The organism is Paracoccus albicereus (assembly GCF_024359525.1).
GTDB lineage: Bacteria > Pseudomonadota > Alphaproteobacteria > Rhodobacterales > Rhodobacteraceae > Paracoccus > Paracoccus albicereus.
In genome coordinates this window covers 883250-895576 of record NZ_JAKZEU010000002.1, presented here as the reverse complement: position 1 = coordinate 895576, position 12327 = coordinate 883250, and the positions used below count along the sequence as shown (strand labels likewise).

Below are 12327 nucleotides of genomic sequence, written 5' to 3'. Positions count from 1 at the left end.
CGGTCACGGTCCTCCCTCGCGCGCCAGTTCGGTGAAGGGAAGACCGTGATCGTCGCCGTAATGCAGCCCGCCTTGGTCGACGAACAGCGCAACCGGGATTTCGAACAGGTGGTCCACGTTGTCGGTTTCCGCTGCCTGCGTGGCGCGGTAGCGTTCGATGAGGGCGGCGGCCGATGCGGGAAGATCCCCTGCAAAGTCCACGTCCCCCCCGGTGGAACCGTCGTGCCAGATGCCCCATGCCATGCGACCGTCGCGCCATGCCCTGCAGGCTGAGAAGGCGCTCGATTCCGAGACGTCGCAGGTCAGGATCGGCGCGGTCCGCGAGAGCCGGGCGAAGTCCTCTTCCGACATCATGTCGTCGTCCCAATTGGCCCAGATCAGATAATGGCGATCAAGCGTCGCGCCGGAAAACGGTGCCTCGCTGTATTCATCAAGGTCGCCCGTGTCTTGAAGGCCCGCAGCCTTCAACACCCGATCGGCATTATCGGCGGCGATCAGCAGCAGAGTTACCTCGAACCCCATCGGGATCTACTCGAATTCCATGATGACGTCGTCTACCCGCAGGCTCTGGCCTTCTTCGGCGCGGATTGCTGACACGACGCCCTTACGTTCGGCGCGCAGGATGTTCTCCATCTTCATCGCCTCGACCGTCGCGAGCGCCTGACCTTCCTGGACCTCATCGCCTTCAGCCACGCTGATCTTCACGACCGCCCCGGGCATCGGGCATAGAAGAAGCTTCGATGTGTCGGCAGCCTCCTTGACCGGCATCAACTGCGCGAGTTCGGCGGCACGCGGCGAGCGGACATGAACCGGCAGGTCCGCGCCCCGCAGTCGCAACCGGAATCCGGCGGGGATCTTGTCGACCTTCATCACCCGCGGACGGCCATCAACCTCGAGACGCGCGAGCCTGTTGCCGGGGCGCCAATCGCTTTCGACGCGCAGGCTGCGTCCGTCGACGGTGACATCGGCACCGTCGCGGTCGGCCCGGATGCGGATCGGGATATCACGACCCGCCAGGCTCACGACCCAGTCTTCGCCGACGCGCCGTTCATGGTTGCCCAGCCTTCCGCTGATCCGCGCACGCCGGATTTCAGCGACACGGTGCATGGCGGCGGCGGCGGCCGCTACGCGGTTGACTTCGGTGTCCGGGATCGTCGTGCCTTCGAAGCCGTCGGGATATTCCTCGGCAATGAAGGCGGTCGTCATGTTGCCCGCGACGAATTTCGGGTGGTCCATGACGGCGCTGAGGAACGGCAGGTTGTGTCCGATCCCCTCGACCTCGAATTCATCCAGCGCGACCCGCATCGCTTCGATCGCCTCACCGCGGGTGGGTGCCCAGGTGCAGAGCTTGGCAATCATCGGGTCGTAGAACATGCTGATCTCGCCGCCCTCATAGACGCCGGTGTCATTGCGAACTGCCGTCGGACTATCGACACCATCGCTGTCATTGACCCAGTTTCCGCTCACCTTCAGCGGACCGGCTGCGACCTCCGCAGGGGGACGATAGCGGGTCAGACGCCCGATCGAGGGCAGGAAGCCGCGGTAGGGATCCTCTGCATAAAGCCGACTCTCCATCGCCCAGCCGTTGATGGTCAGATCGCCTTGCTCGAAGGGCAGGGGTTGGCCGTCGGCGACCCGGATCATCTGCTCGACCAGATCGACGCCTGTGATCAGCTCCGTCACCGGGTGTTCGACCTGAAGCCGCGTATTCATTTCAAGGAAGTAAAAGTTGCGATCGCCGTCGACGATGAATTCCACCGTGCCGGCGCTGGTGTAGCCAACGGCTTTCGCCAGCGCGACGGCCTGTTCTCCCATCGCGGTGCGGGTCGCTTCATCGAGGAAAGGCGACGGCGCTTCTTCGATGACCTTCTGGTTGCGGCGCTGGATCGAGCATTCGCGTTCATGCAGGTAGACCGCATTCCCATGCTGATCGGCCAGTACCTGGATCTCGATGTGGCGGGGCTGGGTCACGAATTTCTCGATGAAGATGCGATCATCGCCGAAGCTGTTCGCCGCCTCGTTCTTCGAGGATTGAAAGCCCTCGCGCGCCTCCTGGTCGGTCCAGGCGATGCGCATGCCCTTGCCACCACCACCCGCGCTGGCCTTGATCATCACCGGATAGCCGATCTCGTTCGAAATCGTCACCGCTTCGTCGGCGTCTGCGATCAAGCCCATGTAGCCGGGAACGGTGCTGACGCCCGCTTCCTGCGCGATTTTCTTCGAGGTGATCTTGTCGCCCATTGCCTCGATCGCCTTGGCGGGCGGGCCGATGAAAGCCACACCCGCCGCTTCAAGTGCTTCAGCGAAGGCCTTGTTCTCGCTGAGGAAGCCATAACCCGGATGAACGGCCTCCGCACCGGTCTGGCGGATCGCGTCCATGATTTTATCGATCACGATGTAGGACTGGTTCGCGGGCGGGGGGCCGATATGGACCGCCTCATCCGCCATGCGGACGTGCAGCGCGTTGCGATCGGCGTCGGAATAGACGGCGACGGTCGCGATCCCCATCTTGCGGGCGGTCTTGATGACGCGGCAGGCGATCTCGCCGCGATTGGCGATCAGGATCTTCTTGAACATGCAGTGTTCCCGCTGGGTTCACGAGGCGAAGGACTGGACATGGAAAAGCCGCGTCGGCTCGGGGCCGACGCGGCTTTCATGATCGGATCGGCGCGACGGATCGCGCCGTGTTTCAGATCACTGGCAAAGCCGGACGTCGTCGCAGAGCGCACCGGCAGCGCCGCCGAGCGCTGCGCCGCGCAGGCGGTCGCCGCCGTCTTTGCCGCGGACGGTCTGAACGGTGTAGCCCGCGGCCGCGCCGATGATGGCACGGTCGGTGTCCGTCGGATTGATGTTCTGCGTGCAGCCCGCGACGGTGAGGCCGAGGACGGCGGCAAGAGCCAGTTTGGCAGAGTTGCGCATGTTTTGGGTCCTTGTCGGATCGTGACGGGCGGCGCGGCGCAAGGGCGCGACGCCACTGCCGTCAGGATGGACGGTTGATGTTGATCAGTAGCGGCTCGGGCCAGGGGCGCAGACGCGCGCGTCGTCGCAAAGCGCACCCGCCGCCGCGCCGAGCGCAGCACCCGCAGCGATGTCTTCGTCGAGCGCTTTGGCGACGACGGCGCCCGCAACAGCGCCACCGGCGGCGCGCTGCGTGTCAGCGCTGAGGCCGGTTCCATAGCCGGGCTGGCAGGCCGACAGCGCGCCAGCGACGAGGAGGGCGCCGGAAAGACGGAGGAAAAGTTTATTCTGCATGAGCAAGTGCCTGTATTCAGGGCCCACTTCGAGGCCGATTGTGGATTTCGATACCGCGCGAATATGCCACGCCGGTTGGTGACGTCAAACTGACAAGGGCGTGACGCTTTCAAGATCAGCGTGATATCGCGCATCAATCCTGCGCCTCATCGTCATCGTCAAGATCGTCGTCCCATGCAATTTCCTCGGCGTCCTCCGCGAAGAGTTCGGGATAGGATGCTTCCGCCACGCGAAGGTCCACGCGGAGTTGCTGTTCGTAATCCGTGGGGTTCAGCGGGCCAACGGCTACGACCTCGCGGCCCAGCAGCCATGACAGCCGCCCAGCGTCGAGATTGCCGCGTTCGAACGGCTCATCACCGAAATGTTCGATCAGCGCTCCCAGAAACACCGTGTCTGCCCGACGGTCGACAGCCTTGCGGTCGCGGAATCGTTCGCGCCGGGTCAAAGGGGTCGCACCCTTCTTGTTGGCGCGGCGAATGGTGAACTGAAAGTCTGTGCCGGGAAGACGGCTTGGAAAGCCGCGATGCTTCAGCATGACGCATACTCCGGCCGGATGCGTGCTGGGAGGCGCGGGCAGTCGGGCCGCCCGCGCCGGATCGGCTCAGTTGGCGCCGTACTTGCCCTGGTAGACCGGCTCGGTCGTGACCGGAACGGCCATCGGATCGGTGACCATGACATCGGGCTGCTGGCGCTGGCAGGCGGCAAAAGCCGACACCAAGACGAGGCCGAGGATAATTTTCTTCGACATGAAAGCGTGCTCCTGTGATCGCGGACCAATGGGGTCCGGCTGCTCTCGATTCCACCGGCGTCTTTGCGCGCCGGACGCGAAATCGTAGCCGCGCGCGCCATCGCCGCACAACGATCGCCATCCGAGCGGATCACGTGTGCTGCGCGCTGTGGCGAGGCTGCATCAATCACGGAAACGTGTAGCATCATCCTGACGTCGTTCCTAAAGCGGGATATTGTCGTGTTTTTTCCATGGGTTCGACAATCGCTTGTTGCGAAGCGATGCGAAGGCGCGCGCCACGCGACGTCGTGTCGAGCGGGGCTGGATCACCTCGTCGATGAAACCCTTTTCGGCGGCGACGAACGGATTGGCAAAGCGATCCTCATAATCCTTCGTGCGTCCCGCGATCTTCTCGGCGTCGCCAAGCTCGCTGCGGTAGAGGATCTCGACCGCGCCCTTGGCCCCCATCACCGCGATCTGCGCCGTGGGCCAGGCATAGTTGAAATCACCCCGCAGGTGCTTGGAGGCCATGACGTCATAGGCCCCGCCATAGGCTTTGCGGGTGATGACCGTGACTTTGGGAACCGTCGCCTCGCCATAGGCGAATAGCAATTTCGCGCCGTGCTTGATGACGCCGCCATATTCCTGGCCGGTCCCCGGCAGAAAGCCCGGAACGTCGACGAAGGTCAGGATCGGGATTTCGAACGCATCGCAAAACCGGACGAAGCGCGCAGCCTTGCGGCTGCTGTCGATGTCCAGGCAGCCCGCCAGCACCATCGGTTGGTTGGCGACGACGCCGACCGTCTGGCCCTCGATGCGGACGAAGCCGATCACGATGTTGGCGGCGAAGTCCTTCTGAATCTCGTAGAAGTCGCCTTCGTCGGCGACCTTCACGATCAGCTCTTTCATGTCGTAGGGCTGGTTGGGGTTGTCGGGGATCAGCGTGTCGAGGCTTTCCTCGATCCGCGCCGGATCGTCGAAGAACGGTCGGGTCGGCGCCCGTTCGCGGTTGTTCAGCGGCAGGAAGTCGAACAGGCGCCGGATCTCGTAAAGCGCCTCGACGTCATTCTCGAATGCACCATCCGCGACGGAGGATTTGCGCGTATGGGTCGATGCTCCGCCCAGTTCTTCTGCCGTCACGACCTCGTTCGTGACCGTCTTCACGACGTCCGGGCCGGTCACGAACATGTAGGACGTGTCCCGCACCATGAAGATGAAATCGGTCATCGCCGGCGAATAGACCGCGCCGCCCGCGCAGGGCCCCATGATCACCGAAATCTGCGGGATCACGCCCGACGCCATGATGTTGCGTTGAAACACCTCGGCATAGCCCGCAAGGCTCGCCACGCCTTCCTGGATCCGGGCGCCGCCGCTGTCGTTCAGCCCGATCACCGGCGCGCCGTTCTGCATCGCCATGTCCATGATCTTGCAGATTTTCTGAGCGTGTGTTTCCGACAGCGACCCGCCGAAGACCGTGAAGTCCTGCGAAAAGACATAGACCATGCGACCGTTGATCGTGCCCCAGCCGGTCACGACGCCGTCGCCATAGGGTCGTTCCGCCTCCATCCCGAAATCGGTCAGACGATGGGCGACGAACATGTCGAATTCCTCGAAACTGCCTTCATCCAGCAGCAGCTCGATCCGCTCGCGGGCCGTCAGCTTGCCGCGTGCATGCTGCGCGTCGATCCGACGCTGTCCGCCGCCGAGACGTGCCGCCGCACGACGACGCTCGAGTTCTTCGAGAATGTCCTTCATGACCCCTCCATGCGCATGCTGCCGCAGCAGGCGAAGCGAAGACTAACCAAGGTCGGGCGGTGCGGGAAGCGGAAAGGCGAAAATTTGCAAAGGCTGCCAAGCGCATCGCTGGTGAAATGCAAACCTGCAAATCGCTTGACGACGCGGCACGCTTGATCGCAGGTGCGGCGCATGGGTTTGACCATCGATCTTCAGGCCATCGTGGCCAACTGGCAGGCGCTCGCAGCGCGTGCGCCGGCTGCGCGCGCTGGTGCAGTGGTCAAGGCGGACGCCTATGGGCTGGGCGCGGCCAAGGTCGCCCCGGCTCTTTACGCCGCCGGTGCGCGTGATTTTTATGTCGCGCTGGCATCAGAGGGACGCGTATTGCGTCCGCTGCTGGGAGGCGACGCTCGCATCTTCGTCTTTGGCGGCCACATGCCGGGCGATGATCTGACGGGATTGATCCCGCTGCTAAACTCGCCCGAGCAATTCTTTCGTGACCGAACGCTCAGGCGGGGCGAACCTTTTGGTATCCAACTCGACAGCGGCATGAACCGGCTGGGCATGGAAGCCGCCGAATGGGGCGCGATCCGCGCCGAGGCTCTGGCGGCGGAGCCATCGCTGATCATGTCGCATCTCGCCTGCGCGGATGAGCCGGATCACCCGGCGAATGCTGCCCAGCTTGCTGCGTTCCGCGCGATGACCGATGGCACCGGCGTGCCGCGCGGCTTGTCTGCGACGGGTGGCATCCTGCTGGGTCCCGACTACCATTTCGAGACCGTGCGACCCGGTGTCGGCCTGTATGGCGGGCTGCCCTTCGCAGAGGCGCGACCGGTGGTGACGCTGTCGCTGCCGGTGATCCAGATCCGCGACGTCGCCGCAGGCGAATTCGTCGGCTATGGCGCGACATGGACGACGGACCGGCCTAGGCGCATCGCGACGGTCAATGCGGGCTATGCCGACGGGCTGCATCGTGCCTTGACGGGCAGCGGTGCCTGTCTGTGGTCGGACGGCCACCCGGCACCGATCGTCGGTCGCGTTTCAATGGACCTGATCACGGCAGACGTCACCGATCTGCCGCGTCCTCCGGACGTGCTGGAAGCGCTGAACGCTCAACAGACCGTCGATGACCTCGCCGATCGGGCAGGCACCATCGGTTATGAAATCCTGACATCGCTGGGTGCGCGTTATCCTCGCCGCTACGTCTGAACTGCCTGCGCGCCGGGCTGAAACTTGCGCGTGTGCGGGTTTCATGCCGTCCGGACCTTGTGCGAATCCCTTGCTGCCGCCACTTTGGACGTGTCCCGCCGTCATTCGGAGACTGACTTGGCCCTGAGCCCATCGACCCCCGCGCTGACCAATCCCGGCGAAACTCTGCTGGAATTTCCCGACAATCGTCTGCTGATCGACCTCTGCGGCGCCAATGACCGGCATCTCGCCCGCATCGAGGAGGCGCTCGGCGTCCATATCCTGCGGCGCGGCAATCTGCTGGCCGTGCTTGGCGACACCGCGCCTCAGGCAGAGGCAGCGCAGATCCTGCGATCGCTCTATGCGCGTCTGGAGCAGGGCCGCCAGGTTGAAATGGGCGAGGTCGATGCCGCGCTGCGCATGGGCGCCGACGAGGCGCCCGAGCCGAGTCCCGTCGAACAGCTGGAGATGTTCCAGGCTGGCAACTACGAACTGCGCACCCGCAAGAAATCGGTCGAGCCGCGCACCGACGCGCAGAAGGCGTATGTCCGGTCGCTGTTCGAGAATGAACTGGCCTTCGGTATCGGGCCAGCAGGCACCGGCAAGACCTATCTGGCCGTCGCAGTGGGCGTGACCATGCTGATCGGCGGCCTGGTCGACAAGATCATCCTGTCGCGTCCTGCGGTCGAGGCGGGCGAGCGCTTGGGTTTCCTTCCCGGCGACATGAGGGAGAAGGTCGATCCCTACATGCAGCCGCTTTACGATGCGTTGAATGATTTCCTGCCCAGCAAACAGATGCAGAAGCTGATGGAGGAAAAGCGGATCGAGATTGCGCCCCTTGCCTTCATGCGTGGCCGAACGCTCGCCAGCGCCTTCGTGGTGCTGGATGAGGCGCAGAACGCGACCAGCATGCAGATGAAGATGTTCCTGACTCGTCTCGGTGAAGGCTCGCGGATGGTCATCACCGGTGACCGCACGCAGATCGACCTGCCGCGCGGCATGGCCTCGGGTCTGGTCGATGCGGAAAAGGTGCTGAAGGACGTTAAGGGCATCAGCTTCAATTACTTCACCGCCGCCGATGTGGTGCGCCACCCGCTGGTGGCGCGCATCATCAACGCGTATGACGCCGAGGATGCGGCGGCCCTGGCGTGTGGCGAAGGCCCCGGTGGTCGGGGCGATTACGCGCCGCGCCGGATGCCGCGGGCCGAAGGCTGATCCATGGCCAAGAGCAAGTTCGTCTGGGACGAGGAGGACGCGGCGCAGATGCTGGTCATGCGTCCGCCCGACGTGGTGATCGAGGACGAGCGCTGGTCGGACGCGGGCCTGGAGCGGTTGGCCGAGACTGCGGCTCTGGCGCTTCAGGAATGGCTGCGCGTCTCGGGCGAAATCGTGGTCATGGGCTGCGATGACCGCCGGATCGCCGGCCTCAACGCCGAATTTCGCGACAAGCCCAAGGCGACGAATGTGCTCTCATGGCCCTCGGCCGAACATTCGCCCCGCGAGCCTGGGGCCGTCCCCGACGCGCCGCAGCCCGGCGAGTGGGGCGATATCGCCATCGCCTACGAGACTTGCGTCGCCGAAGCGCGCGCCGCAAACCGTCCGCTTGATCATCATGTCATCCATCTTCTGGTCCATGCCGGGCTGCATCTGGTAGGATACGACCACGAAGACGATCGCGACGCGGAAACAATGCAGCAGGCCGAGCGTTCGATCCTGCAACGACTTTCCATCCCCGACCCATATGAGCCAGACCTTGCCGACGACTGAAACGATGAGCGCCGATCCGAAACCCGAAGATTCCCCCTTACGCGACGCCCCCGCCGACTGGTCTGACGGCGTGGGCGGAGACGGTCGAGACCTTCCCGCATCGCGTGGCTTTCTGGGACGCTTCCTGAACGTCTTCGGCGGCGGCGACGAGGAAGACGAGACAGGCGAAGCCGAGGCTCAGGGTGCAGGCGGAACCCAGCCACCCGGCATGGTCAATCTGCGCAGGATGCGTGTCGACGATGTGGCGATCCCAAAGGCCGACATCATCGCGGCACCGGTCACGGTCACACTGACCGATCTGGTCGAGATGTTCCGCGAGCACGGTTTTTCGCGGATCCCCGTTTTCCGCGGCACGCTCGACACGCCGTTGGGCCTGATCCACCTCAAGGATCTTGCGCTGAAGCACGGGTTTGGCACCGGCGGCAAGTTCACGTTGCGCCCGATGCTGCGGCCACTTTTGTATGTGCCGCCCTCGATGCCTATCGGAGTGCTGCTTCAGCAGATGCAGCAAAAGCGGATCCATATGGCGCTGGTGATCGACGAGTATGGTGGCGTGGACGGTCTGGTCACGATTGAGGACCTGATCGAACAGGTCATCGGCGAGATCGAGGATGAACATGATGAGGCCGAGGGCGGTCTTTGGGTGGCGGAGAAGCCCGGTCAATGGCTGATCCAGGCCAAGGCGCCGCTGAGCGAGGTCGAGGGTGAGACCGGCCTCGCGCTGCGTGCCGAGGATGACGACGACGAGGTCGACACGCTGGGCGGGCTGATTTTCCAGTTGACCGGACGCGTCCCGCTGCGGGGCGAGGTCATCGCCCACGACACCGGCGCAGAGTTCGAGATCGTCGAGGCCGATCCTCGCCGGATCAAGCGCGTGCGGCTCCGCGCGCCGCGCGAGGGCTGAAGGGGCGATCGTCACCTTCCTCCTGCCGCTCTTTCCGACCCGAGGGTATTCGTCAGCGCGCGAAAGGCGGAGTCTTGCGAGCGAATGCGCGCGGCGCTACGCCAACCAAACAGCGCGGGGTTTTCCATGGCCGACGATCCTCTTGTCATCTTCACACCCTCAGGCAAGCGGGGTCGGGTCCCGGTCGGAACGCCGGTTCTTGAAGCTGCGCGAAGGCTGGGGGTCGATCTTGATTCAGTCTGCGGCGGACGGGGCATCTGCTCCAAATGCCAGGTCGCGCCGGGTAAGGGTGCGTTCCCTAAGCATGGCCTCACCGTGGCCGAGGATGCCTTGTCACCGGTCAATGCGGTCGAGGAGCGCTATGACCGTATTCGCGGGCTAAAGCCCGGCCGCCGGCTTGGCTGTCAGGCGCAGGTCCAGTCCGACGTCGTGATTGATGTCCCGCCGGAAAGCCAGTTGCACCGGCAGGTGATCCGAAAATCCGCCGCCGAGCGTGTCATGGCGATGGACCCGGCGGTGCGGCCCTTCTACGTCGAGGTCGTCGAGCCTGACCTTGATGATCCGACCGGCGACTTCCAGCGATTGTCACAGGCGCTTGAAGACCAATGGCAGATCAAGGGGCTGCGCGCTGATCTTGATGTTCTGTCGAGGATCCAGCCGGTGCTGCGCAAGGCGAACTGGAAAGTCACGGCGCTTGTCTGGGGCGATGGGCGACAACCCCCGCAGCTGATCGATCTGAAGCCGGGTCTGCTAGAAACGCCGCTGTACGGTCTGGCGATCGACCTTGGCTCGACCACCATCGCGGGGCATCTGGTGGCGCTGGATGATGGTCGCGTTCTGGCCTCCAGCGGGCTGATGAATCCGCAGATCCGCTTCGGCGAGGATCTTATGAGCCGTGTCAGCTATTCCATGATGAATGCTGGCGGCGCGGCAGAAATGACGCTGGCGGTGCGTGAGGGCCTGGCTCAGTTGGCCTCCGCGCTGGCGGGCGAGGCCGGGATCACCCCGTCCGAGATCGTCGAAGCCGTGATCGTGTGCAACCCGGTCATGCACCACCTGATGCTGGGGATCGACCCGGTTGAGCTGGGGCAGGCACCCTTCGCGCCCGCGACCTCGGACGCGCTGGTCCTGCGCGCGGCTGAGATCGGGCTGGGTATCGCGCCGGCTGCCCGGACTTACGTGCTGCCGATCATCGCGGGCCATGTCGGTGCAGATTGCGCGGCGGTCGTTCTGTCGGAACAGCCCCAAAAGGCCGAGACGCCCGTGCTGATCGTCGATGTCGGCACCAACGCAGAGATCGTGCTGGGTGACAAGACGCGTGTTCTGGCCTGTTCCTCGCCCACCGGACCGGCCTTCGAGGGGGCGCAGATTTCCTCGGGTCAGCGCGCCGCGCCCGGCGCGATCGAGCGGGTGCGGATCGACCCGGACACGAAAGAGCCGCGTTTTCGCATCATCGGCGTCGACCTGTGGTCCGACGAGGATGGCTTTGCCGAGGCAGCGAAGGCCACGGGCATCACCGGGATTTGCGGCTCAGGCATCATCGAGGCGGTGGCAGAGATGCGCATCGCGGGATTGGTCGACCCGTCCGGGTTGATCGGATCGGCTGAACAGACCGGCACGGCGCGCTCTGTTCCCGAAGGACGCACGCATAGCTATGTCTTGCACGACGGCACGGCTGAGGGCGGCCCGCGGATCACCGTCACGCAGGGCGACATCCGCGCCATTCAGCTTGCGAAATCGGCGCTGTTCGCCGGGGCCCGACTGCTGATGGATGAGTTCGGGATCGAGACGTTGGACCGCGTGGTTCTTGCCGGCGCGTTCGGGGCGCATATCTCGCCGTTGCACGCGCTGGTTCTGGGCATGATCCCCGATTGCGCGCCGGATCAGGTCACCAGTGCCGGTAATGCGGCAGGCACCGGTGCGCGGATCGCGCTCTGCTCTCGCGCGGCGCGCGTCGAGATCGAGGATCAGGTTCGTCGGATCACCCGGATCGAGACGGCTATCGCACCGCGGTTCCAGGAACATTTCGTCGCAGCGAACGCCATACCTCACGCGACGGATCCGTTCCCGGAACTATCGCGGGTGGTTACGCTTCCTCAGGTCGGTTTCAACGCCGGCGACGGGGATAGGCCGCGCCGCCGTCGCCGCTAGCCCCGTAGCCCGGTTGCTTCCAGCAGGCCGCGGCGCTTGGCTTCGTAATAGTAACCGCGAGCGTACCAGCCGACCGCCGTGTCGAGATCGCCGTCAGACACCATCCATGCGCCGCGCAGGTATTTCACCCCGTAGCGCAGGTTTGTGTCGGCATCGAGAAGTCCGGCGTCGGGGCCCTGAAAGCCCATCGTCCGCGCGGTTTGCGGCAGGATCTGCATCAGACCGTAATAGGGGCCGTTGCGCGCCTCGGGACGGTGGCGGGATTCGCGGATCACGACTTTCTGGACCAGTTCGACCGGCACGCCATAATGCTTGGACCAGTGTTCGATACTGGCGCGCAGTTCGGGCGTTTCGTTCGCGTGAAGGTCGGCTTGCGAGGCCGTCGATTTGACCAGATAGGCCCGGTCATTCGAACCGCTGCATGCGGTCAGAGCCAATACGCCAGCCAAGGCCAGCATCGTCTTGCGGATTATCATCACTGCCTCGGCGTTTCTTTGTGTCGCTCGTGATGATGAGATTACCGCCTGCCGGTTCGTCGCGAAATGGGCGGGCAAAGCGCGCCCATCGTTGAAAGGCTGGATCGGCGGATTTCCGCGTGCGCGGG

13 protein-coding genes are annotated in these 12327 nt (G+C 64.3%); 5 read left to right on the top strand and 8 right to left on the bottom strand.

The genetic code is table 11. The annotated features are described in order from the left end of the window. Window positions 1–3: 3 nt before the first annotated feature. The 7 genes from MLD63_RS07810 to MLD63_RS07780 form a co-directional block, all read right to left on the bottom strand. On the bottom strand, window positions 4–522 hold the full coding sequence (locus MLD63_RS07810) for a hypothetical protein (protein WP_255329298.1): 519 nt from the start codon (window positions 520–522) through the stop codon (window positions 4–6). A 6-nt stretch (window positions 523–528) separates the two neighbouring features. Further along, complete coding sequence (locus MLD63_RS07805) at window positions 529–2577, bottom strand: acetyl-CoA carboxylase biotin carboxylase subunit (protein ID WP_255329297.1); 2049 nt, start codon at window positions 2575–2577, stop codon at window positions 529–531. Window positions 2578–2694: 117 nt separating this feature from the next. Then, window positions 2695–2919, bottom strand: coding sequence for a YMGG-like glycine zipper-containing protein (locus MLD63_RS07800; protein ID WP_255329296.1), 225 nt, complete (start codon window positions 2917–2919; stop codon window positions 2695–2697). Window positions 2920–3003: 84 nt separating this feature from the next. Further along, window positions 3004–3252: a hypothetical protein gene (locus MLD63_RS07795; protein WP_255329295.1), complete on the bottom strand. Its 249-nt coding sequence runs from the start codon at window positions 3250–3252 to the stop codon at window positions 3004–3006. A 133-nt stretch (window positions 3253–3385) separates the two neighbouring features. Further along, the gene (locus MLD63_RS07790) at window positions 3386–3787 is read right to left on the bottom strand and encodes a hypothetical protein (RefSeq protein WP_255329294.1); all 402 of its coding nucleotides are present in this window, start codon (window positions 3785–3787) and stop codon (window positions 3386–3388) included. A gap of 66 nt (window positions 3788–3853) precedes the next feature. Beyond that, window positions 3854–4000 carry a hypothetical protein gene (locus MLD63_RS07785; protein ID WP_255329293.1) on the bottom strand — a complete coding sequence of 49 codons (147 nt, stop codon included), beginning with the start codon at window positions 3998–4000 and terminating at the stop codon, window positions 3854–3856. 201 nt (window positions 4001–4201) lie between these two features. After that, window positions 4202–5734 carry an acyl-CoA carboxylase subunit beta gene (locus MLD63_RS07780; protein ID WP_255329292.1) on the bottom strand — a complete coding sequence of 511 codons (1533 nt, stop codon included), beginning with the start codon at window positions 5732–5734 and terminating at the stop codon, window positions 4202–4204. Between the two features lie 171 nt (window positions 5735–5905). Between MLD63_RS07780 and alr the strand changes: the two genes are divergently transcribed. From alr to MLD63_RS07755, 5 genes are all read left to right on the top strand, one after another. Then, complete coding sequence (alr, locus tag MLD63_RS07775) at window positions 5906–6922, top strand: alanine racemase (protein WP_255329291.1); 1017 nt, start codon at window positions 5906–5908, stop codon at window positions 6920–6922. 117 nt (window positions 6923–7039) lie between these two features. Then, on the top strand, window positions 7040–8116 hold the full coding sequence (locus tag MLD63_RS07770; RefSeq protein WP_255329290.1) for a PhoH family protein: 1077 nt from the start codon (window positions 7040–7042) through the stop codon (window positions 8114–8116). 57 nt (window positions 8117–8173) lie between these two features. Continuing rightward, on the top strand, window positions 8174–8668 hold the full coding sequence (ybeY, locus tag MLD63_RS07765; protein WP_439957639.1) for an rRNA maturation RNase YbeY: 495 nt from the start codon (window positions 8174–8176) through the stop codon (window positions 8666–8668). 4 nt (window positions 8669–8672) lie between these two features. Next, window positions 8673–9572, top strand: a complete 900-nt coding sequence (locus MLD63_RS07760) for a hemolysin family protein (RefSeq protein ID WP_439957638.1) — start codon at window positions 8673–8675, stop codon at window positions 9570–9572. Window positions 9573–9698: 126 nt separating this feature from the next. After that, the gene (locus MLD63_RS07755) at window positions 9699–11723 is read left to right on the top strand and encodes an ASKHA domain-containing protein (protein ID WP_255329288.1); all 2025 of its coding nucleotides are present in this window, start codon (window positions 9699–9701) and stop codon (window positions 11721–11723) included. On the opposite strand, the gene MLD63_RS07750 is transcribed toward MLD63_RS07755, so the two are convergent. Then, window positions 11720–12199: a lytic transglycosylase domain-containing protein gene (locus MLD63_RS07750; RefSeq protein WP_255329287.1), complete on the bottom strand. Its 480-nt coding sequence runs from the start codon at window positions 12197–12199 to the stop codon at window positions 11720–11722. The two genes, MLD63_RS07755 and MLD63_RS07750, sit on opposite strands and share 4 nt — an antisense overlap. Between the last annotated feature and the right edge of the window lie 128 nt (window positions 12200–12327).